16 protein-coding genes are annotated in these 21,583 nt (G+C 69.4%); 7 read left to right on the top strand and 9 right to left on the bottom strand.

Annotation, left to right across the window (positions count from 1 at the left end; all coding sequences use genetic code 11):
• Positions 1–72 precede the first annotated feature (72 nt).
• Positions 73–912, top strand: a complete 840-nt coding sequence (locus ABZX92_RS32990) for a patatin-like phospholipase family protein (RefSeq protein ID WP_355568084.1) — start codon at positions 73–75, stop codon at positions 910–912.
• On the opposite strand, the gene ABZX92_RS32985 is transcribed toward ABZX92_RS32990, so the two are convergent.
• Together ABZX92_RS32985 and ABZX92_RS32980 are read right to left on the bottom strand one after the other, a co-directional pair.
• Positions 906–1,820 (bottom strand): peptidoglycan-binding protein, encoded by a 915-nt coding sequence (locus ABZX92_RS32985; RefSeq protein ID WP_355568082.1) that lies wholly within the window; start codon positions 1,818–1,820, stop codon positions 906–908. The two genes, ABZX92_RS32990 and ABZX92_RS32985, sit on opposite strands and share 7 nt — an antisense overlap.
• A gap of 10 nt (positions 1,821–1,830) precedes the next feature.
• Positions 1,831–2,370, bottom strand: a complete 540-nt coding sequence (locus ABZX92_RS32980; RefSeq protein ID WP_355568079.1) for a LuxR C-terminal-related transcriptional regulator — start codon at positions 2,368–2,370, stop codon at positions 1,831–1,833.
• Between the two features lie 96 nt (positions 2,371–2,466).
• Between ABZX92_RS32980 and ABZX92_RS32975 the strand changes: the two genes are divergently transcribed.
• Positions 2,467–6,609: a BTAD domain-containing putative transcriptional regulator gene (locus tag ABZX92_RS32975; protein WP_355568077.1), complete on the top strand. Its 4,143-nt coding sequence runs from the start codon at positions 2,467–2,469 to the stop codon at positions 6,607–6,609.
• On the opposite strand, the gene ABZX92_RS32970 is transcribed toward ABZX92_RS32975, so the two are convergent.
• Both ABZX92_RS32970 and ABZX92_RS32965 read right to left on the bottom strand, forming a co-directional pair.
• Positions 6,573–7,229 (bottom strand): response regulator transcription factor, encoded by a 657-nt coding sequence (locus ABZX92_RS32970; RefSeq protein ID WP_355568074.1) that lies wholly within the window; start codon positions 7,227–7,229, stop codon positions 6,573–6,575. The two genes, ABZX92_RS32975 and ABZX92_RS32970, sit on opposite strands and share 37 nt — an antisense overlap.
• The gene (locus ABZX92_RS32965; protein WP_355568071.1) at positions 7,226–8,311 is read right to left on the bottom strand and encodes a histidine kinase; all 1,086 of its coding nucleotides are present in this window, start codon (positions 8,309–8,311) and stop codon (positions 7,226–7,228) included. The genes ABZX92_RS32970 and ABZX92_RS32965 overlap by 4 nt, the downstream gene beginning before the upstream one ends.
• Before the next feature lie 833 nt (positions 8,312–9,144).
• Between ABZX92_RS32965 and ABZX92_RS32960 the strand changes: the two genes are divergently transcribed.
• A complete protein-coding gene (locus tag ABZX92_RS32960) occupies positions 9,145–9,474 on the top strand; it encodes a DUF6223 family protein (protein ID WP_355568068.1) in 330 nt (109 codons plus the stop codon).
• Here ABZX92_RS32960 and ABZX92_RS32955 read toward each other — a convergent pair.
• From ABZX92_RS32955 to ABZX92_RS32940, 4 genes are all read right to left on the bottom strand, one after another.
• Positions 9,431–10,570 (bottom strand): ROK family protein, encoded by a 1,140-nt coding sequence (locus ABZX92_RS32955; RefSeq protein WP_355568065.1) that lies wholly within the window; start codon positions 10,568–10,570, stop codon positions 9,431–9,433. The genes ABZX92_RS32960 and ABZX92_RS32955 overlap by 44 nt on opposite strands.
• 43 nt (positions 10,571–10,613) lie before the next feature.
• Entirely contained in the window at positions 10,614–11,987 is a 1,374-nt protein-coding gene (locus tag ABZX92_RS32950) for an FGGY family carbohydrate kinase (protein WP_355568062.1), read from the bottom strand.
• Position 11,988: 1 nt separating this feature from the next.
• The gene (xylA, locus tag ABZX92_RS32945; RefSeq protein WP_355568101.1) at positions 11,989–13,140 is read right to left on the bottom strand and encodes a xylose isomerase; all 1,152 of its coding nucleotides are present in this window, start codon (positions 13,138–13,140) and stop codon (positions 11,989–11,991) included.
• 68 nt (positions 13,141–13,208) lie between these two features.
• Positions 13,209–13,796: an SGNH/GDSL hydrolase family protein gene (locus ABZX92_RS32940; RefSeq protein ID WP_355568059.1), complete on the bottom strand. Its 588-nt coding sequence runs from the start codon at positions 13,794–13,796 to the stop codon at positions 13,209–13,211.
• 50 nt (positions 13,797–13,846) lie between these two features.
• Between ABZX92_RS32940 and ABZX92_RS32935 the strand changes: the two genes are divergently transcribed.
• Both ABZX92_RS32935 and fusA read left to right on the top strand, forming a co-directional pair.
• Positions 13,847–14,470, top strand: a complete 624-nt coding sequence (locus ABZX92_RS32935; RefSeq protein WP_355568056.1) for a hypothetical protein — start codon at positions 13,847–13,849, stop codon at positions 14,468–14,470.
• A gap of 244 nt (positions 14,471–14,714) precedes the next feature.
• Positions 14,715–16,724, top strand: coding sequence for an elongation factor G (gene fusA / locus ABZX92_RS32930; RefSeq protein WP_355568053.1), 2,010 nt, complete (start codon positions 14,715–14,717; stop codon positions 16,722–16,724).
• Between the two features lie 14 nt (positions 16,725–16,738).
• Here fusA and ABZX92_RS32925 read toward each other — a convergent pair whose 3' ends face one another.
• Complete coding sequence (locus ABZX92_RS32925; RefSeq protein ID WP_355568050.1) at positions 16,739–18,040, bottom strand: hypothetical protein; 1,302 nt, start codon at positions 18,038–18,040, stop codon at positions 16,739–16,741.
• Between the two features lie 261 nt (positions 18,041–18,301).
• On the opposite strand from ABZX92_RS32925, the gene ABZX92_RS32920 reads away from it, so the two are divergent.
• Both ABZX92_RS32920 and ABZX92_RS32915 read left to right on the top strand, forming a co-directional pair.
• Complete coding sequence (locus tag ABZX92_RS32920) at positions 18,302–18,907, top strand: hypothetical protein (RefSeq protein ID WP_355568047.1); 606 nt, start codon at positions 18,302–18,304, stop codon at positions 18,905–18,907.
• Positions 18,908–18,929: 22 nt separating this feature from the next.
• Complete coding sequence (locus tag ABZX92_RS32915) at positions 18,930–21,215, top strand: GH92 family glycosyl hydrolase (protein WP_355568044.1); 2,286 nt, start codon at positions 18,930–18,932, stop codon at positions 21,213–21,215.
• Positions 21,216–21,583 lie beyond the last annotated feature (368 nt).

Here is a 21,583-nt window from a genome sequence, read left to right as displayed (position 1 = left end):
TGCGGATGACGGGATGGCGACCGCTGAATTGGCCCCTCGTGGTGGGGCGGTGAGCGCGGCGAGGATGACGGGATGGCGACCGCGTTCGTGTTCGCGGGCGGCGGCAGTCTGGGCGCGGTCGAGGTCGGCATGCTCGCGGCCCTGACCGAGGCTGCTGTTCACCCGGATCTTGTCGTGGGCACGTCGGTCGGTGCGGCGAACGCGGTGTGGTTCGCCGCGAATCCGTCCGATGTGGAGGGTCTGGCTTCTCGCTGGACCTCGCTGTCCCGCACCGACGTCTTTCCGCTGCGCCCGGTGCAGGGCTTGTCGGGGTTGCTCGGCTTTCGCGACCATCTGGTGCCGAACTCGTCCTTGCGCCGTTTGCTGGAACGGTCGTTGGGCGATCTGGACCTGGGCCGGACTGCTCTGCCCGCCCACGTCGGTGCCACGGATGTGCTGTCCGGGGCGGAGGTGTTGCTTTCGAGTGGCACTGCGGTCGACGCGGTGCTGGCGAGCACGGCGATCCCCGGCGTGTTCCCGCCCGTGTTGCTGGGAGAGCGGTATCTGGTGGACGGCGGCGCGGTGAACAACGCGCCGGTTTCGCACGCTGTCGACCTCGGTGCTGACGAGGTGTGGGTGCTGCCGACGGGCTACGCGTGCGCTTTGACCTCGCCGCCGCGCAGCGCGTTGGGAGTCGCGTTGCAGGCGTTGACGCTGCTGGTGAACCACCGGCTCACGCTCGACGTCGAGCGCTATCGCGACCGCGTACGGGTGGTGCCCGCGTTGTGCCCGCTGAAGGTGTCACCCGGTGACTTCAGCCAGTCGCGCAAGCTGATCTCCGCCGCGCACGAGAGCACCCGTGCGTGGCTCGCGGCCGGGTGCCCCGCAGGTCAAGTGCACACCTGCGGGGCTGTCGAGATCCCGGGTCAGTAGAAGCAACCCGTCCTGGGCAGCGAGGACGGGGCGGGCGGGGTGCGGCCGTCGTAGATCGCGAGCAGGAAGTTCTGCGGGCAGTAGGACGTGCCGCTGATCTTGATCGCGATGTGCAGGTGCGGGCCGGTCGAGTTGCCGGTGTTGCCCGTGGTGGCGACACGATCGCCGGCCTGCACCGCGGCGCCGTTCGCGACGGAGTACGCGGACAGGTGGCAGTAGAGGTAGTCGACGCCGCTCTTGACGATGCGCAGGCCGTTGCCGCAGCCGTTGGGCTCGCTGAGGCGGTAGGCGGTGCCGCTGACCATCGCGTACGCCGGCACGGTGTTCACCGGCAGGTCGATGGCCGGGTAGTCGTGGTGCGGGTCGTCGTACTCGCTGCGCGGCAGGGCGCTGCGGGCGAGCGGCAGGCTGTAGGAGCCTCCGCCGGACGGGGCGCCGCCAACCAGGGTCTGCCAGGTGTTGGGCCCCACGACGCCGTCGGCGGACAGGCCGTGCGCGCTCTGGAACGCCACGGCCGCGTTGTACGTGCCGCCGCCGAAGTCACCGTCGACGGACAGGCCGTAGCCGTACCGGTTGAGCTGGACCTGGGCCGCGCGGACGGCCTCGCTGTTGTTGCCGCGCTGCACGCTCACGACGAGCTTCGGCCAGGTGTTCGGGCCGATCTCGCCGTCGGAGGACAGTCCGTTGGCGGTCTGGAACTGCTTGACCGCGGCCTGGGTGCCCGAGCCGAAGTCGCCGTCGGCCGCGATGTTGTAGCCGCGGTGGCGCAGCAGGTGCTGGGCAGTCAGCACGACCGCGCCGTTGGCGCCGATCTTGACGTTCGGCCAGGAGGGCAACGCGGCTTGAGCTGGGCTGACGAGTCCTATCAGGACACCGAAGGCGATCAGTCCCGCGACGAGGATTCTCATGCGACGCACGCTAGGAAGCGAGCGGCACCGGGCGCCCTAGTCGCGAGACCAGTTGTGTGCGGTCGCGGCAGCCGAACTTGCGGAGCAGGTTCGAGACGTGGAACTTCACCGCGCTCACGGTGATGAACATGGCCGCGGCGATCTCGGCGTTCTCGCAGCCCTCGGCCACCAGTCGAAGCGTTTCGCGTTCGCGCAGGGTCAGCGACGCGGGCGGCGGCGGTGGCAGCAGGGACGGCACCAGGCGCGGCGAGATCCAGCCGCCGAACGCGTGGACGTCGTGGATCGCTCGCACGATGTCGTCGAGGGGGTCGTCGGCAAGGACCAGGCCCGTGACGCCGGCCTGTACGAAGGCTTCGACCGCATCCAGAGACTGGAGGACCGCGACGGTCCGTGATCCGCGCGCTGTGGTGACGATCGCATCTGCGGCGTCGGTGACGGTCACATCGGCGGGAGTGCCTGGGGCAGCCCACGGCACGGCGGCGAGGCGTGAAGTGATCTTGTTCGCGAGCAGGGCGCTGTGCAGTGACAACGCGACGTGGATGGTCCGCACATGCCGGAACGCTGGGAGCAGAGGCGTATTTCTCCGTATCGGCTGCGTATAACGCCTGGTCGTTGTTAACGTTCGCGGTACTCGTGGGGGGTGTGCGTGGAGTTCCGGGTGCTCGGTCCGCTGGTCGTGCACAACGACGCCGGAGAGGTCCCGCTGCGGTCGGCCAAGCAGCGGATCCTGCTCGCGATGTTGCTCCGGCACGCGAACACGCCCGTGTCCCCGCAGCGGTTGATCGAGGCGCTGTGGGAGGTGCCGCCGGCCTCGGCGCAGGAGAACGTCCGGCTGTACGTGTACCAACTGCGGCGGGCACTCGGCGGCCGGATCGACCGCAAGCCCGCCGGGTACGAGATCACCGTCGAACCGGGTGAGCTCGACGCGAACCGTTTCGACCAACTCCTGGACGACGGCGAACGGGCGCTCGCGGACGGCAACCCCGCGAAGGCCGTCGACCTGCTCACCGAGGCGCTGGGCAAGTGGCGTGGCGCGGCCTTCCCGGATCTGCCCGACCAGTTCGCGGCGCGGCTCGACGAGGCACGGCTCAGGGCGGCGGAAGCGCGGTTCACGGCCGAGCTGGCGTTGGGCAGGCATGCCGAGGTCATCGGCGAACTGCAGGAGCTGGCTGCGCAGAACCCCTACCGCGAACCGTTGCACGCCAAGCTGATGACGGCCTTGTACGGCGCTAATAGGCAGGCCGAGGCGCTCGAAGCGTTTCGACGGGCGCGCGAACGGCTGGTCGACGACCTCGGCATCGAACCCGGCCCCGAGCTGCGCGGGCTGCACGAGACGATGCTGCAAGGTCAACCGCTCGCCGAGCCCGCACCCGCGAAGATCATCCGTACCGACTGCCCGTACCGCGGCCTGATGGCGTACCAGCCGGAGCACCACCCGTGGTTCTTCGGCCGCGACCACCTGATCGAGCTGGTGACGCGCCGGATCGACCGCTATCCGGTGGTCGGTGTGTTCGGGGCGTCGGGCAGCGGCAAGTCGTCGTTGCTGCGGGCCGGTGTGGTCGGCGGGCTCGACGAGAGGTGGCGGCCGATCGTGATCACGCCGACCGCGCGGCCGCTCGAAGCGCTGGGCAACGCGCTCGGCAAACGGCTCGATCTCGCCGCCGACCCGGCGGCGTTCGACATCGAGGTGCGCAACGAGCTGGCGAACGGGCCGGACGACGTGCGCCTGCTCCTCGTGGTGGACCAGCTGGAAGAGCTGTTCACCTTGTGCACCAATGAAAGTGAACGCTCACAGTTCATTCGCGTGCTGCTGGACGCGGCCCAGGGGCCACATCGCCGCACGCGGGTGGTGCTCGGCATCAGGGCGGACTTCCTGGCGCACGTCACCCAGCACCCGAGCCTGGTCGAAGCGCTGGCGGACGAGGCGACGGTGCTGGTCGGACCGCCGTCCACCGCGGATCTGCGGGACATCGTGCTGCGACCCGCCGCGATGAGCGGCCTGCCGGTCGCCGCCGACCTGCTGGCCACGGTTCTGGCCGACGTGGAGGCCGAACCGGGCGCGCTGCCGTTGCTCTCCCATGCGCTCGTCGAGACCTGGCAACGTTCACAAGGCGAGCTGACCCTGGCCGCGTACCGGGCCGGAGGTGGTGTCCGGGGCGCGATCGCCCAGACGGCCGAACGCGCGTACGACGAGCTTCGGGACGTCGAGCAGCCGGCGATGCGGCGGATCCTGGTGCGGCTGACGGCGTTCGGGGACGGCACCGAGGACACCCGGAGACCGATCCACCGCGGTGAGCTCGACGGCATCGCCGCGCCGAAGATCATCGACCGGGTGCTCGCCCGGCTCGTCGCGGACCGGTTGGTCGTGCTCGACGAGGGCACCGTCGAGATCGCTCACGAAGCCCTGATCCGGGCCTGGCCGCGGCTGCAGCGGTGGCTCTCCGACGACCGCTCGACGCTGCTGGTCCACCGCAGGCTCACCGCGGCCGCGCACACGTGGACCGAGCTGGACCGCGACGCCGGCGCGCTCTACCGGGGCGCTCAGCTGATCGCCGCGTCGGCGTGGGCCCAGGAACACCCCGGCGAGCTCAACGCGGCCGAGCAGGAGTTCGTCGAAGCCAGTCTGCGGGGCGAGGAAGCCGAGCAGGTCAGCGTCAAGCGGCGGAACCGGCTGCTGACCAGGCTGGTCTCGATCATGGGCGTGTTGCTCCTGCTCGCCGCGGGTGGCGGTGGCGTCGCGTGGTGGCAGACGGCGGAAGCCCAGCTGCGGCAACGGACCGACCAGGCGCACCAGCTCGCGTTGAGCGCTCGCAACCTCGTCGACACCGCTCCCGACCTGGCCGGACTGCTGGCCATCGCAGCGTTCCGGTTGCACGCCGACGACGACACGCGAGGCGCGTTGCTGAGCACCGCTTCCGCGCCTCGCCGCCGGGTCGAGCTCAACGCGGACGGCCCGCCCGTGCTGGATGTGAGCGTGTCGCACCAGGGTGACGTGATCGCGACCGCGGACCGGGACGGCCTGGTCACGTTGTGGGACATCCAGACCCACGAACGGAAGGTCGTGCTGTCCGACCACAACGGACTCACCGAGGGCGGCTATGCCCGGCAGGCCGAGTTCAGCGCGGACGACAGGTTCATCGCGTCCAGCGCCACCATGCCGACGCTGGCCGGCAGTCCTGGCGATGTCGTGGTCTGGGACCGGACGACCGGCAAGCCCGTCTTCTCGAAACGCTTCGACGTACTCACCACCGGGCTCGCGTTCCACCCGGCCGGGACGCTGGTCGCGGTCGGCGTGGCGAACGGCGACGTCGAGGTGTGGGATTTCGCGGCCAACACCCGGCGGACCTTCCGGGGACATGCGCACGAGGTGAACTCGTTGGCGTTCAACGAGGACGGCTCGCTGCTCGCCACCGCGAACGGCAAGGACCACCCGCTGATCTGGGACGTCGCGTCGGGTGCCCGCGTTGGCGAGATCCCGTCGCTGGAGGTCAACAACGTCTACTTCGACGGACCCGCCACCGTCGTCACGGCCACGTTGCGCAACGGGGTGAAGTTCTGGGACCTCGCCGGCCACCTGAAGTCCGAGCTGCCGAAGCAGGGGCCGTACGCGTGGGAGGCGTCCGCGCCGGTCGGTGACCGGATGGCGGTGTCGGACGAGGACGGCCTGATCACGATCTGGGACATCCGCACCGGCCGCCCGATCACCACCTACCGCGACCGCGGCCGCACCGAGTCCAGGGCGCTCGCGCTCGGCCGCGGTGGGAACCTGCTGGTGTCAGCCGGGTTCGGCCGGGTGGTGGCGGTGCGCGAGAACGCCGTGCCGCCGTTCACCGGGCACGACGGCGGTATCAACGACCTCGACGTGCGCCAGGACGAGGTCGTGTCCGCCGGGGACGACGGCACTGTGCGGTTGTGGCGGCGGGACGGCACCTTTGTGGCCACTTTGGACGGTCATCCGGACCGGGTGGAGGCCGTGCAGTTCAGTCCGGACGGCTCGACGATCGCCTCACTCACGCGCAACCACACCATCACCGTCTGGGACCACGGCCGGCACGAACGTCTCAAGGAGTTCTCCTACAGCGGGTTGGGTGCCTCGACCGATCTCGCTTTCCAGCCCGACGGGCGCGGGATCGTCACGGCGTCGGTCGGCCGGTTCCGCTGGAGCGTGCCGGACTTCCAGCAGGGCAAGTTCTCCGGCGCTCCGTGGATCGCGAGCGCGCTGGAGTTCACGCCGGACGGCAGGCTGCTGATCTCGACCGATCCGGCGGGCGGCGCGATGCTGTGGGACGTCGCCGCGGACAAGCTGGAACGACGTGTCAGCACCGGCCAGGGCGATGTCCGCGACGTGGCGATCAGCCCGGACGGCACGAAGTTCGCCACGGCGGGCGCCAACCAGACGATCAAGATCTGGGACGTCGCGTCCGGTGCCGAGCTGATGACTCTGGCCGGGCATTCGGCGCCGGTCGTGACGCTGGCCTTCAGCTCCGGCGGTGGAAAGCTCGCGTCCGGGGGAGAGGACCACTCGGTGATCGTGTGGGACCTCGGGACGCGTACCGGCACAACGCTTTCGGGGCACACCGGACCGGTGCAGGCGGTCGCGTTCATCGGGGACGACGAGCTGTTGTCGGGTGCGAACGACGCGCGGATCATCCGGTGGTCGCTGTCCACTTCGGACGCCGAGCGGCGGATCTGCGCGGAGACCGGCCGCGACCTGACTCTCGCGGAACGCGCCACCTACCTTCGCGGTGATGATCAGGCGCTGTGCGGGACGACCAGGCCGGTCTCGTAGGCGATCACCACGAGCTGGGCGCGGTCGCGGGCGTGCAGCTTCATCATGGCGCGGTTGACGTGCGTCTTGGCGGTGAGCGGGCTGATCACCATTTGGGTGGCGATCTCGTCGTTGGAGAGGCCTTGTGCGACCAGGACGACGGCTTCGCGCTCGCGGTTGGTGAGCTGCGGGAGGTCGCCGTTCGGGTGCAGCGGGCGGCTGACGTACCGGTCGATGAGCTTGCGGGTGATCGACGGGGCCAGCAACGCGTCACCTCGCGCGGCGACGCGGATGGCGTGCAGGAAGTCCTCCGGCTGGATTTCCTTGACGAGGAACCCGGCCGCGCCTGCCTTGAGCGCGTTGAACACGTACTCGTCGAGGCCGTAGTTGGTCAGGATCACGACGTGGGTGCCGGTGAGGTCCGGGTCCGCGGCGATGCGCCGGGTCGCCTCGATGCCGTCCATCGTGGGCATCTGGATGTCGATGAGGGCGATGTCCGGCCGGTGTTGCTGGGCTCGTTGCAGGCCCTGCAGGCCGTCCGCGGCTTCGGCCACGACCTCGATGTCGTCCTCGGCGTCGAGCAGGGCTTTGAAACCGCTGCGGATGAGCGGCTGGTCGTCGACCAGCAGGACGCGGATCACGGTTGTGCCACCGGGAGTTCGGCCTGGACCGAGAAGCCGCCTTCGGTGCGTGGCGCGGCCGCGAGCGTGCCGCCAAGGGCTGTGACGCGTTCGCGCATGCCGAGCAGTCCGACGCCCGCGTCTGTTGCGGTGCCGGGGTTCGCCGTGCCGTCGTCGTCGACTCGGATCACGAGCGCGTCCGGCCGGTAGTCGATGTGGATGTCGGCGGTCGCGGCGGCGGCGTGGCGGGCGATGTTGGTGAGCGACTCCTGCACGATCCGGTACGCGGTCCGCCCGACGGCAGCCGGGACGTCGTTGCGCTCGCCCTCGATGGTCAGCTGCGCGTCCAGGCCGGTGGACCTGGCCCGCTGAACGAGATCCTGGACGTCGTCGATGCCGTGCGGAGGGTTCTTGTCGTCGTCCCGAAGCGCTTCGAGGGTCGCTCGCAGCTCTCTGGCGGCTTCTCGCCCGGCGTCGCGGATCGCCAGCAGCGGCTCGGGGACGTCCTCGCCGCGCTTCTGAGCCAGGTGGACCGCGACCTCGGCCTGCAGCTTGATCACCGAGATCTGGTGCGTGAGCGAGTCGTGCAGTTCTCGGGCGATGTGCAGACGTTCCTCGTTGGCACGCCTCAGCGCGGTCTCCTCGCGGGTGCGCTCGGCTTCGTCAGCGCGCCGTTCAGCCTGTCGAAGCGCTTCACCCGCGGCTGCGGCGGCAATGAGCCACGCGATCTGGAGGACGTCGCGGGTCTGCGCGAACGCCTCGTACGTCGTCAGGCCGCGCGGCGAGATGAGCGCGGCGAGGGGGAGCATGGCGAGCATCAGCACGGATCCGGCGACCGTGACCACGCGATGGCCCGCCCGCATCGTCGAGTACACGGCGAACAGGAAGGCGATCACCGGGACGTCGATGCCGAGCGCCTGGTAGCCCAGCGCGGTGAGACCGGTGGCGGCGAGGACGGCGATCGGGGCTCGCCTTCTGGCCACCAACGCGAGTCCGCTCGCCGCCAGCAGCACGTAACCCAGCGGGGATGCTCCGTGTCCGGCCACGACCAGGCTCGCCGCCACCCCGGCAGCGATCGCCCAGTCCAACCAGTGCTTGCGCATGGGTGCACCTTAACGCCGTGTTAGTGCTGGTAGATCGTGCGCTCGGATGACTCCGCGGCTACTGCGCCCGCAGTAGATCAGGCCTGTGCGGGGACGGCGACCGGAGGCCGGGCCCAAGGCGTCCGCGCTCGTGCGACGGCGTGGCGTGTTGCGCCCGCCATAGCTGGTGCCGTGCGCGTGTGATGGCGGGCGTGTTGCGGGTGTGTCAGCTGGTGCCGTGCTCATGCGACGACGTGGTCCTGTCGCGCTTGTGGTGGTTGGTGCTGTGCTCATGTGGCGGCGTGGCTCTGTGGTGGCTGGTGTCGTGCTCGTGTGGCGGCGTGGTCCCGCTGCGCCCGCGGTAGCTGGCGTGGTGCTTGTGCGGTGGCGTGGCTTGCCGCGTTTGTGGTGGCTGGTGTTGTGCTCGTGTGGCGGCGTGGCCCTGCCGTGCCTGTGGTGGCTGATGTCGTGCGCGTGCGGTGGCGTGGCCCCGCCGCGCCCGCGGTAGTTAGCGTGGTGCTTGTGCGGTGGCGTGGCTTGCCACGCTTGTGGTGGTTGGTGCCGGGCTCGTGCGGCGGTGTGGCCCCTGCTGTGCCTGTGGTGGCTGGTGTCGTGCTTGTGCCGTGCCCCGCCGCGCCCGCCGTAGCTGGCGTGGTGCTTGTGCGGTGGCGTGGCTTGCCGCGCTTGTCGCGGTTGGTGCCGGGCTCGTCCGACGGCGTGGCCCTGCTGCGCCCGTAGTAGCTGGCGCCGCTCGTGCGATCACCTGGAACGAGTTCGGCCTACAGCGCCTGCGGTAGTGAGGTGTCTGCGCTCGCACGACGACCGCGGGCGGGTGCGGCGGACATCCTCGTGCCATGTCTACTTCCGTGATTGCCGCAGATGTCGTGTACGGGTTGACGGCGGGGCGCGCCTGGTCTCTGGTCGGCGCCGCCCTCGGGCTTTTCGGTGTCGTGTACGGCTTGTTGGCGCTCACGCGTCGCCGGAGTGGTGTGGTGGCAGTGGCGAGCGGCGTGGCCGGGGCGGCCGTGGGCGTGCTCGTCGTGCTGATGGCGAAGGGTGGGCCTGGGACCGGCTACGGCATCGTCGGCGGATACGTCTCGCTGGTGGTGGGCGTGGCCGCCGCCGTGCTGGGTGGTCTGGCTATGCGAAGAGGCGCTCGGGTTGCTGCACCGCGCGCCGAGTGATGAGCCCGGCCGCGCCGCGCACCACCGCGAACTCGCCGAGTGGTGAGGCGACCAGCCGGGTGTGCCGTTCGCCGCCCGCGAGCACCCTGGTGTCCATTTCGGACTGGACCGCGGCGCTGAGGTGCTCGTGCAGCACGGCGTAGCTGCCGCCGAGCACGACCGTCGGGACGTCGAAGAGGTTCATCAGGGTGGCCAGGCCGACGCCGAGCGCCTGTCCGGCGTCCCGCACTGCCTGAAGTACCTTGGCATCACCTGCGTCGAGGGCTTTGGCTAGGGAGTCGAGGCGGCGGCGGCCGGCTTCCTTGAGGATGACGTCGAGGCCCGCGTAGCGCTCCACACAGCCCCGGCTGCCGCAGGTGCAGCGGACGCCGTTGCGTTCGATCACGACGTGGCCGAGCTCGCCGGCGAAACCGCTGGCGCCGCGGTAGACCTCGCCGCCGAGCACGATGCCCGCGCCGATGCCGACGTCCGCCGAGACGTGCACGAAGTCCTCGCCCGCGAGGTGCCGGGGCCAGAGGTGAGCGAGGGCGGCGAGGTTGGCCTCGTTGTCCAGTTCGACGTCGAGGTCCAGACGTCGGCCCAGCGCGTCCGCCAGGGGTTCGCCGACGAGTTTCGGCAGGTTGGGGGCGCGCACGAGGACACCGTCGTGCACCACACCCGGCACCGCGAGGCCGACGCCGAGCACCGGGCGCGGCGGGGTGATCTCGCGGACCAGCTCGGCGACGCGGTCGAGGACCTCGGCGGCGGTGCTGGTGCGGATGTCCGTGGGCACGAGGCGGCGGCAGATGGTCTCGCCGTCGAGACCGATCGTCTCGACGGCGAGGTGGCTGACGTTGATCTCCGCGCCGACCGCGACCGGGCCGTCGGGGTGGAAGCGCAACGGCTTGGAGGGCCTGCCCATGCCCGCGAGCGTGGCGGCGTCCTCGATGAGGATTCCGTTGGCCAGCAACGGTTCGGCGAGGTTCGAGAGCGTCGCCTTGGTCAAGCCGGTGCGGGCGGCGAGGTCCGCCCGCGAACCCGGCTTGTCGACGAGGGCGAGCAGCACCGTGCGCAGGTTGCCGAGGCGAACCTGACGCAGGTGGTCGACGGTGGTCATCCGGTCAAGCATCGCGGTGCGGTCCGGGCACGGTCTCCGGCGGTCATCGGCTCAGATACTTCTGTGCCGCGTCGCCATATCGCGCACGGATGTCCGGAACCTCGGTAGCCTCGTACCGCGTGCTCTCGGAGCCCGTCCACTCGGGCGGCGTCGTCCCGCGCGTGAGCGTCCATGCAGCCTGACGAGCCGCGCCGTCAGCCACGTACTCACCGGGCGCAGGCACTGTCACGGGCACACCGAACACCATCGGCGCGATCTCCCGCACGGCAGGAGACACCGCTGCGCCACCCACGAGCCGCACGCCCGTGACGTCCGCGCCCTGTTCGGCGAGTGCGTCGAGGCCCACGGCGAGTCCGCAGAGCATGCCTTCGACTGCCGCGCGCGCGATGTTGGCGGGCGTGGCGTTGGTGAGCGTCAGCCCGTGCAGTGCACCCGTCGCGTCAGGCAGGTTGGGGGTTCGTTCGCCTTCCAGGTACGGCACGAGCACGAGGCCTTCCGCACCCGGAACAGAGGACAGCGCGAGATCGCTCAACCGGGCAAGATCAACGCCCAGCATGCGAGCGGTCGCGTCCAGCACGCGAGCGGCGTTGAGCGTGCACGCCAGCGGCAGGTAGCGGCCGGTCGCGTCGGCGAATCCCGCGACGATGCCGGAGGCGTCCGCCGCCCGCACATCGCTGACAGCTGTCACGACACCGGACGTTCCGAGCGACACCAGCACTTCCGAGCCCGCGCCGACACCGAGAATGGCAGCCGCGTTGTCGCCCGCACCCGGCCCGATACCGTCGATCGACTCGGTGGGTCCGAGCACGCGCGGCAACACGACGTCCGCGCGGCCCAGGGCACGTTCGAGCAGGTCGGGGACGTACTCGTTCGCGACCGAGTCGAAGTAGCCGGTGCCCGAGGCATCCGAGCGGTCGGTGACCAGGTCGGCCAGGTCCTGAGAGCCACTCAGCCGCCACGTCAGCCAGTCGTGCGGCAGGCAGACGGCGGCGGTGCGCTTGGCGTTGGCCGGTTCGTGCTGGGCGAGCCAGCGCAGCTTGGTGATCGTGAACGACGCGACCGGCACCAGGCCGATCCGCTCGGCCCAGGCCGAGGCGCCCAGCTCGGCGGTGAGGTCCGCGGCGGCGGCCGCTGACCTGGTGTCGTTCCACAGCAACGCATCCCGCACCACGTTGCCGTCCTCGTCGAGGCACACCATGCCGTGCTGCTGCCCGGCGACGCTCACCGCGGCGACGTCGTCGAGCCCACCGGCCTGCTCGATGGCGGTCTGCAGCGCCGTCCACCAGTGCGCAGGATCGACCGACGTGCCGTCCGGGTGCGCCGCGCGGCCCTCCCGGACGAGCCTGCCGGTCTCCGCCTCGCGCACCACGACCTTGCACGACTGCGTCGAGGAGTCGACGCCCGCGACGAGCGTCATGTCAGCGCGCTCCGGCGAGGTGCTCGAGCGCGAGCTGGTTGAGCCGCACGAACCCGTAACCGCGCTCGCCGGCCGCGTCCGGGTCGAAGCCGTCGTCCTTCATCAGGTCGTCGTAGGACTCACCGGCGTCCAACGTGGGCTGCGAGAGCTCGGCGACACCGGCAACGGCGAGCGCTTCCTGCACCTCGGGGTCGGCGCGGAAGGCGGCCGCACGTTCCTTGAGCAGCAGGTACGTCCGCATGTTCGCGCGAGCCGAGTCCCACACGCCCGTGATGTCCTCGGTGCGGGACGGCTTGTAGTCGAAGTGCCGCGGTCCGTCGTAACCGGCGCCTTCCAGCAGGTCGACCAGCGCGAACGCGTTCATCAGGTCGCCGTGCCCGAACACCAGGTCCTGGTCGTACTTGATGCTGCGCTGGCCGTTGAGGTCGATGTGGAAGAGCTTGTCGTGCCACAACGCCTGCGCGATGCCGTGCACGAAGTTCAGGCCGGCCATCTGCTCGTGCCCGACCTCGGGGTTGAGGCCGACCAGCTCGGGCTTGTCCAAAGTCGTGATGAACGCCAGCGCGTGCCCGACCGTCGGCAGCAGGATGTCGCCGCGCGGCTCGTTCGGCTTCGGCTCGATCGCGAACCGCAGGTTGTAGCCGCGATCCGTGACGAACTGGGTCAGCAGGTTCATGGCCTCGCGGTACCGGTCGAGCGCGGCCCGCACGTCCTTGGCCGTGTCGTACTCCGCACCCTCGCGCCCGCCCCACAGCACGTACGTCTGCGCGCCCAGCTCGGCCGCCAGCTCGATGTTGCGCAGCACCTTCTTCAGCGCGAACCGCCGCACGCCGCGGTCGTTGCTGGTGAAGCCGCCGTCCTTGAACACGGGGTGGCTGAACAGGTTCGTCGTGACCATCGGGATGACGAGCCCGGTCTCCTCGAGCGCTCCCTGCAGCCTGCCGATCTGCTTCTCGCGCTCGGTCGCCGCGAACCCGAACAGGTCGTCGTCGTGGAACGACAGCCCGTACGCGCCCAGGTCGGCCAGTCGCCGAACCGCTTCGACGACGTCCAGCTCAGGCCGCGTGGCCTCGCCGAACGGGTCGCGACCCTGCCAGCCCACGGTCCACAGACCGAAGGAGAACTTGTCCGCCGGAGTGGGCGCGCTCATCATCCACCTCATTCGTTCAATGCTTGAACTTAGTGCGGACAGTACGACGCGCAGCCTGTGATCGCAATCGCTCAGGCATGGAGAACCGCTTCGACGGCGGGTGCGAGCGCCTCGGCGATGACTTGGTAACCGGCGCCGGACGGGTGGAAGCGGTCGGCGGCGAACAGCTTCGGATCCGCGGCGAACCGTGCCGAGACCGCGCGTTCGACATGAGCGACCACGCCACCTGCGCGGATGACGGCCTGCAGCTGCGCCTGGGCGTAGTCGCGGCTCACGGCCGACACGACATCACGCAACGCAGGTGGCACGTGCGCGACGACGCTCAGGTCGGGTGCGGTGCTCACGACGACTGCAGCGCCCGCACGGCGCAGGTCGGCGACGGCGTCGTGCAGCTGCTGAGCACCGACGTGCGCGGGCACGAACCTGGTCAGGTCGTTCGCCCCGATCACGATCACGGCGAGGTCCACGCCACCCGCGATCGCGGCTCGGACCTGTGTCTTCAGGTCGGCTGAGCGGGCGCCCGGCACGGCGTGCACCCTCAGCTCGACGTCGTGCCCAGCTGTGCGGAGACGCGCGGCGAGCAGTGGGCCGAGCGTGTGTTCCCGGCGCGTGCTGCCCACTCCCGCGGCGATCGAGTCGCCGAGCAAACAGAGGCGCATGGACTGATAACGGCAGGCGAAGCGGCGGTGTTCCGGGTCAGACTGTGGCGGTGGACGAGCTGCTGGGGTGGTGCGTGGTCGCGAACGTGGCCGCAGAGGGGTTGAAGCACTTCTCGCCGGGCACGAAGGTGTGGGTGCTGCCGCCGCAGTGGGACGGTACGGAGAGCGTCCTCGTGGTCGGACGGCACCGCGGGCGTGGGCACGGGCGCTTCGTGCGGCTGGTCATGCCGAGGGTCCACCTCGCGAACTTCCGCGTGCGCGGCGTGTACCAGCCCGCGGTGCACCGGGAGCTGACCAGGGCGTGGCGGGACTTCGAGTCCCTGCGGCAGTGGGAGTCCGAGGAACACGCGGAGAAGCTGGTGGCCTTCTGGAGCTTGGACGCGACCGTCCAGGCCGGAGTGGACAAGCCCGAGAAACGCGTGGAGCTCTACCACTGCGTGCGATGGCTGATGGCCGGCGAGAGCGAATACGCGATCCGCAAGGTGATGGATCCGGACATGTCATTCGAGCTCGGCGTGCTCTTCCGCGACCAGCCCGAGGTGGACGCGGTCCACGAGCTGCGCGAACTCCTCGACACCATCGAAACCGCCGGCGTCGCGAACTGGCGGAACAACGAGCTGTGGCCCGTTGTTAGAACAGTTGCGGGTAAGACGCAGGCGCTCCTGAGTCGGTAAAACCGCTGTCGTGCGAGTGTTCCTGTGTCTACACTCCACGATCATCACCATCGAGACGAGAGGGGACCGGCCGTGCGTACCGCCGCTGTTGTCCTCCCGTCCCGTTTCGACGTGATCCTCGTGTCCTCGCACCCCGGTCGCCTGCTGCGCGCCGGGCGCCGGAGTGTCTGACGAACCCCTGAGCGGGTTCGCCGGGTCATCGCGCTGACCCCGTAAATCTTTGACACCAAAGGCAGTTACAGCCATGCGCACGACCACGTTGAACGCTGTCCGCAACCTCGGCATCCTCGCCCACGTCGATGCGGGCAAGACCACCCTGACCGAACGCGTCCTGTTCGCGACGGGCACCACCTACAAGCGCGGCGAGGTGCACGACGGCACCACCGTCACCGACTTCGACCCGCAGGAGCGCGATCGCGGCATCACGATCTTCGCCGCGGCCGTCAGCTGCACGTGGGACGGGCATCGCGTCAACCTCATCGACACGCCTGGGCACGTCGACTTCTCCGACGAGGTCGAACGCTCCTTGCGCGTGCTGGACGGGGCTGTCGCGGTGTTCGACGGCGTTGCCGGTGTCGAGCCGCAGAGTGAGTCCGTGTGGCGGCAGGCTGATCGGCACGGCGTGCCGCGGATCGCGTTCGTCAACAAGCTCGACCGGGCGGGTGCGGACCTCGACCAGGCCGTCACCTCGATCCGAACGCGTTTGCACACGGTTCCGCTCGTCGTTCAGCTGCCGATCGGGGCCGAGGACGGGTTCGTCGGCGTCGTCGATCTGGTGACGATGCGGGCGCTGACCTGGGAACCGTCGTTGGTCGAGGGGCCTGTGCCGGCAACGCTGCTGGCAGAAGCACAACGACGTCGCCGGATGCTGGAAGAGGCCGTGGCCGAGTTGCATCCCGAGGCGTTGGAGGAGTTCTTCGACGGAGGTTTGTCCGATGACACGTTGCGTGCTGCGCTGAGGGACCTCACGAGACAGGGTGCCGCAACCGTGGTGCTGTGCGGCTCGGCGTACCGGAACCGGGGCATCGAACCGTTGCTGGACGCGGTGATCGCGTACCTGCCGTCCCCAGTGGACGTTCCGCCGGTGCGGGGCGTCGACGGCGAGGAGCGGCAGGCGGATCCGGACGCGCCGTTCGCGGCGTTGGTGTTCAAGGTGAACGCCACCGCCACCGGCCGGTTGACGTACGTCCGCGTGTACTCGGGCACCCTCCACAAGGGAGAGTCCGTGTTGGTGGGCGGCCGGATCGAGCGCATCGGGCGGATCCTGCGGGTGCAGGCTGATCGGCACACGCCGGTCGAGTCCGCCGTCGCCGGGGACATCGTGGCGCTGGTGGGGCTGAAGTCGGCACGCACGGGCACGACCCTTTGCGCGCCAACGGCTCCGCTGCTGCTCGAACCTCCGGTTTCGGCAGAGCCAGTGGTTTCAGTGTCGGTTGAAGCTAGGGCTTCCGCCGACACCGGGCGACTGGCCGAGGCATTGGCACACCTCATAGATGAGGACCCGTCGTTGCAAGTGAGGACGGATACCGAGACCGGGCAGACCGTGTTGTCGGGTCTGGGTGAGCTGCACCTGGAGGTCGCGGTGGAGAAGGCCAGCACGAGCCACCGCATCGAGATCACGATGGGTCGTCCGCGGGTGGCCTATCGCGAGACTCTCGCTTCAGGTGTCAAGGGATTCGTTCACAGGCACGTGAAGCAGGACGGAGGTTCGGGGCAGTTCGCGCACGTCGTGATCGACACCGAGCCGCTGGAGACCGGCTTCGAGTTCCGCTCGACGGTCACCGGTGGGCGGGTGCCGCAGGAGTTCGTCCGCGCAGTCGAACAGGGCTGCCGGGACGCGCTGGCCGAGGGACCGCTCGGCCACCCGGTGACGGGGCTGCGCGTGACGCTCACCGACGGGTCCACGCACGTCAAGGACTCGTCGGAGATGGCGTTCCGGACGGCCGGCCGGATGGGTCTCCGCGAGGCCCTGAAGGCGGGCGCGATGACGTTGCTCGAACCGATCGCCGAGGTCACGGTCACCGTGCCCGAGGAGTACATCGGTGGCGTGCTCGGTGATCTGGGCGCGCGGCGGGGCCGGATCCTCGGTTCGGAGGCCAGGAACGGCGAGACCGTGGTGACGGCTTCGGTGCCGCTCGCGGAGATGTTCGGCTACGTGACGAGGTTGCGCAGCCGGACGCAGGGCCGCGGCACGTTCACCGCCCGGCCGACCGGCTACGCGCCGGCGTACAACGCAGGCCCGCTCTCAAACTGAGGGCGGGCCTGTTCCTATCGCGGCGCCCGAGCGGGCGGTAGGTCGTGTGAACAGGTGGGGGCACCCGCGGCTCGGGCTCGTCGAAGATCGAGGTACGGCCCGGCGATCTGGTCTCGCGCAACGGGTGCGAGAGCCGTGATCGCGTCGCCCGCGGCCAGGACCTGGCGCCGCATCCGTTCGTGGTCAACGGCTTCGGCGCCGAACGACGGTGCCCAGAGCGTCCACGGGCCGGAGATCATCGCCATCGTCGGCACCAGGTGCGAGTGGAAGTGCGTGCCGATGCCGCCGAACGAGCACTGCGGTGGTGCCCGATCCGGCACTGGGAGGTCGCTGCCGGGCAGGACGAAGGTGCGGTCCACCGCGCGTCCGGCCAGCGCCACCGAGGCTGCCTGGGCGAGCGCGGGACTGCCCGCGAACCAGCCGGCCAGCTCGGCCGCGCCCGTTGGTCGCAGAGAGCCGTTGCTGGGCAGGAACTCGCGGGTGCCCAGGTGTTCGATGACGAACGCGAACGCCACGGAACCCGCGTCGTAGTCGGTGTCGAGCGCGCGGGCCCGGAACTCACTGCCTTCCGACGAGCGGTGCAGGTGCGCGGTGGCGAAGTCGAACTCCAGGGTGCGCGGGCGGCAGCGCAACGGCAGCCGGGCGAAGTGCTCGGCGAGAGCCAGCAGGCCGACGGTTCCGTTCTCCTGGACCCAGCCGACACCGTCGGTGTTGGTGTCGAGGACGATGCGTTCGGCGCTCTGGCCGGGCAGCGTGGCGATGAGCGTGCGCGTCACGGCCGGGAGACGGGCCGCGAGCACGCCGATGGTCGTGCGGGTGCCGACTTGGAGCTTTGAGGCCGCGTCGGAGCCGATGAACACGCCCGGCACGCGGTAGTGGGTGCCGGTGTGCGGGTCCCAGTAGCCGCGGACCTGGTCGTGCGGGAACGGGAACGCGACGATCACGCCTGCGGCACCGGCTGTGCCCGCGTCGATCATGTCGCGGTCGAGCAGTGGCTCGGCGAGGTAGCCGCGGTCGACGGGCGGGAAGTCGCGCAGCACGACCTTGCCGCGTGCGTTGGCGGCGGTGATCGGCGTGCCGAGGGGCAGGTGGATCAGGTCGCCGGAACGCAGCCCTGGCGCGGAGTAGGGGATCGCGGAGGCCACCGGCACCGCGCCGCCGGAGAGGAGCAGGCCGGGGCCGGGTTGCCAGCGCTGGATCGGGATGCGTTCGGAGCGCACGGACATGCCGGGCAGGTGGGAGACGCGGCGTTCCAGCCAGGAGATCAGCCCGTTGTGGGCCGGACTGCCGGTGGACCGCACGCCGAACCCGGCCACGGTCGCGTTGAGTTCGCGGAGTTTTGAGACGGAGGCGAACGACCGGTCGTCGACGGATGTCGGGCAGTCGCTCGAAGCGGTTGCCGGAGAGGTCAGTTGGACGCAGAAAACCGTTACGACACCTATGAATCCAAGCCATCTGGCAGGCAGCACGATGTTCACTGTGGGCCGCGGTGAGGCAGCCTCACAATCCGCCTTCCAGGTAACGCCCGTCAACAGTGAACGAAATGGTTCATACCAATTGCGAGTACGGTCCGCGAGATGCGCTTGAATTCGACACTCGGCCGCATCGCCGTGATCGCGTGCGCGCTGTTCACGCTCGGCTCGACGACCACCGCGAACGCCTCACGCGGCGCGGAGTGCAAGAGTCCGTCCATCGACCGGTTGCAGCAGTGGATCGCCAGTGGTGAGGGTGCCACCGAACCCGCGACCGGCAGCATCCTCGTGCCGCGCAACCGGCACGACTACACGGCGAAGATCAAGTTTCTGGCTGACGACTGGGCCGTGATGGTCGTCTGGCTGGGCAACAAGTTCGAGGCACAGGCCGATCTCTCGAAGTCGCACGGCTTCTGGATGACCTACAGCGCCACCAACGACCTCTACGTCCAGCTGCGGCCCGCGTCGCACTGGAGCGGTGGCGACAAGTGGGTCACCAAGATCCCGTCCACGCGGGGCAGGCTGGTGACGAAGTTCTTCAGCTTCAACCCTGACAAGTGGACAAGTTTGCCGGAGCTCGGCAAGCCTTCGTACCCGTTGTCCGATGCCCTCGACGACGCCCGTGGCCTGGTGTTCGTCGGCAAGACGAAGAACGACCTGGAGTTCCGGGGACTCGAGATCGACGGTTATCGGCCACCCTGCGTTTACTGAAAACCGGTTACCGTCCCGGTTCGTGAGAGCGCTCCCGGTAGTTCTGGTAGCTGTCCTGACCGCCGCGCTGGCGACTCCCGCGAGCGCGGCGGTCAGGGATGACACGCGGTTCGTCGACCCGCTGATCGGTTCGGCGGGCGGCGGCAACACGTATCCGGGGGCGGTGCGGCCGTTCGGGATGATCTCCTGGAGCCCCACGTCGACGCGTGGCGACCAGACGAACACCGGCGCTGCCAACGGGTACGCCTACGACGCCACTCGCGTGCGCGGCTTCAGCCTCACGCACGTCAACGGCGCGGGCTGTCATCCCGGTGCGGCGGGGGACGTGCCGATCATGCCGCACGTCGGCGCGATCACCTCGTCGCCGACCGCGGACACCAAGGATCAGGTCTACGCCAGCGACTTCACGCACGTGGACGAGATCGCCGAGCCCGGCCGCTACCGGGTCGGGCTGAAGTCGGGTGCTCGGGCGGACCTGTCGGTGACGACCCGTGCGGGCATCGGTGAGTTCAGCTTTCCGGCCGAGGGCTCGTTGCTGTTCCGCGTCTCGAACTCGCTCAACGGCAGCGAGGACGCCGAGATCACCATCGACCCGGCGACCAACACGGTGTCGGGTTCGGTGCTGACCGGCGCGTTCTGCGGCCGTCGTGCGAACGGCGGGACGAACAACCAGAAGACCTACTACCGTCTGTACTTCACGGCGAGCTTCGACCGGCCGATCACGTCTTACGGCACGTGGGTCAACAGCGAGCTCCGTCCGGGCACCACCACTGCGTCCGGTGGCGAGGGCTATCTGACCGGGAACAACCGCGCGGGCAAGGGTTCCGGCGGCTATGTGTCCTTTGCGGACACGAAGGTGACCACTCGCGTCGGCATCTCCTACACCAGTGCGGAAGCGGCCCGGCGCAACCTCGCGGCGGAGATTCCGCAGCACGCCGCTGTTTCAGATGTTGCGCAGGAAGCGCGCAAGGCCTGGGCGAAGCAACTTCGCGCGGTCGAGGTCGACGGCGGGACGGCCGATGAGCGCACGATCTTCTACAGCGCGCTCTACCACGCGTTCCTGCAGCCGAACGTGGCCAGCGACGTGGACGGCACGTACCTCGGCAGTGATCGGAAGGTGCGGAAGCTCGCGCCTGGCCAGCGGGTGCAGTACGGCAACTTCTCCGGCTGGGACCAGTACCGGGCCCACACCCAGCTCCTGGCGCTCCTCGAACCGCAGGTGGCCGGCGACTACGCGCAGTCGTTGCTCAACCTCGCGTTGCAGAACGGTGGTGTCTGGGACCGCTGGGTGCACGTCAACGGGCCGACGCACGTGATGACCGGCGATCCGTCCGCTCCGGCCGTCGCGGGCATGTATGCCATGGGCGCCCGGAACTTCGACGTCAATGCCGCGTACGACTCGCTGCTGCGCCAGGCCACCGTTCCGCACCCGGACGGGCTGTCCGACAAGGGGTGTCCCGGCCAGTGCGAAGGGCAGCGGCCGAACCTCGCCGAGTACCTGCGCCTTGGTTCTGCCCCGCACGACACCTGTCACTGCTGGGGTGGTGCCGCGGAGACCCTTGAGGATGCGGTGGCGGACCAGGCGCTCGCCGATCTGGCTCGCAGGTTGGGGCGGTCCGGCGAGGAACTGCAGAAGCGGGCGGCCTGGTGGCGCAACACGTTCAACCCTGCGACCGGGTATCAGCAGGCTCGGAAGGCCGACGGCAGCTGGGTGGCGCCGTTCAACCCCGCGTCCGACCTCGGCTTTGCGCAGGGGAGTAGTGCGACCTACACCTGGATGGTTCCGCACGACGTCCAGGGGCTTGCCGAGGTCATGGGTGGCGAGGATGTCGCGGCTGCTCGGCTCGACGCGTTCTTCCACCGGGCGGACGGGTCGTGGGCCACTGGTGGTGATGCGCTTCGGTACGACCCCACCAACGAGCCCGGGATTCACACGCCGTGGATCTACAACGAGCTCGGGAAGCCTCGGCAGACTCAGGAGACGGTCAGGGCCATGGCTCGGCTCGTCTACCGCACTGGTCCTGGTGGGCTGCCTGGCAACGATGATCTTGGCACTATGTCGGCCTGGTACGTGTTCGCGGCGCTCGGGCTGTACCCGCGTACGCCCAGCAGTGCTGAGCTGCACGTGTCCAGTCCGATGTTCCCCAAGGCTCGGATCGTCCAGCGTGGTATCACGGTTCTTGCGCCGGGAGCTCCGAACATTCATGTGCGGGACGTGCGGTGGGACGGTCGTCGGCAGGCTCAGCCGTGGTTGCCCGAAGAGTTCGTGCAGCGGGGTGGGGTTCTGAGGGTCGAACTGACGTCTTGAGGTGGTTGCGTTGCGTGCTTCGGCTTGCGGTTTCGGGCGCGCCTGCGGCTGACCAGGAATGTCGGGTCGGTTTGCGCAGGTGGTCGCGGGGCGTAGTCCGGGTGCGTGCCTGGTCACCAGGTGCGAGTTGCGTTGCAGAACAACAAGACCTGGCGATGGCTTAGAAGGGTGGCGGGTCGCCGAGTACCGGTTCTGGTTCGCGGGTGTAGGTCTTCCCGGCCGGGCTGGTGAAGGTGAACCGGCCTGGATCTCGGCCTCGAAGAACTCGTCACCCTCACACGCGATCGCATAATCCGCCAACCGGGGGAGGGGAAGTAGACCAGCTTGCGCTGAAAGGCGAAGACCACGGCGACGATGGTGACAACCAC

This window comes from Lentzea sp. NPDC006480 (genome assembly GCF_040611995.1).
Taxonomy (GTDB): Bacteria; Actinomycetota; Actinomycetes; order Mycobacteriales; family Pseudonocardiaceae; genus Lentzea.
Note: the sequence above shows the minus strand (reverse complement) of the source record. Positions and strands in the feature narration are given on the sequence as shown.

What these genes read in the sequence shown, in the direction of transcription:
- ABZX92_RS32985 (WP_355568082.1), bottom strand. Translation starts at nt 1,820, where the DNA reads ATGAGAATCCTCGTCGCGGGACTGATCGCCTTCGGTGTCCTGATAGGA.
- ABZX92_RS32950 (WP_355568062.1), bottom strand. Translation starts at nt 11,987, where the DNA reads ATGACGCTCGTCGCGGGCGTCGACTCCTCGACGCAGTCGTGCAAGGTC.
- ABZX92_RS32990 (WP_355568084.1), top strand. Translation starts at nt 73, where the DNA reads ATGGCGACCGCGTTCGTGTTCGCGGGCGGCGGCAGTCTGGGCGCGGTC.
- ABZX92_RS32960 (WP_355568068.1), top strand. Translation starts at nt 9,145, where the DNA reads ATGTCTACTTCCGTGATTGCCGCAGATGTCGTGTACGGGTTGACGGCG.
- xylA (WP_355568101.1), bottom strand. Translation starts at nt 13,140, where the DNA reads ATGATGAGCGCGCCCACTCCGGCGGACAAGTTCTCCTTCGGTCTGTGG.
- fusA (WP_355568053.1), top strand. Translation starts at nt 14,715, where the DNA reads ATGCGCACGACCACGTTGAACGCTGTCCGCAACCTCGGCATCCTCGCC.
- ABZX92_RS32920 (WP_355568047.1), top strand. Translation starts at nt 18,302, where the DNA reads ATGCGCTTGAATTCGACACTCGGCCGCATCGCCGTGATCGCGTGCGCG.
- ABZX92_RS32940 (WP_355568059.1), bottom strand. Translation starts at nt 13,796, where the DNA reads ATGCGCCTCTGTTTGCTCGGCGACTCGATCGCCGCGGGAGTGGGCAGC.
- ABZX92_RS32965 (WP_355568071.1), bottom strand. Translation starts at nt 8,311, where the DNA reads ATGCGCAAGCACTGGTTGGACTGGGCGATCGCTGCCGGGGTGGCGGCG.
- ABZX92_RS32955 (WP_355568065.1), bottom strand. Translation starts at nt 10,570, where the DNA reads ATGACCACCGTCGACCACCTGCGTCAGGTTCGCCTCGGCAACCTGCGC.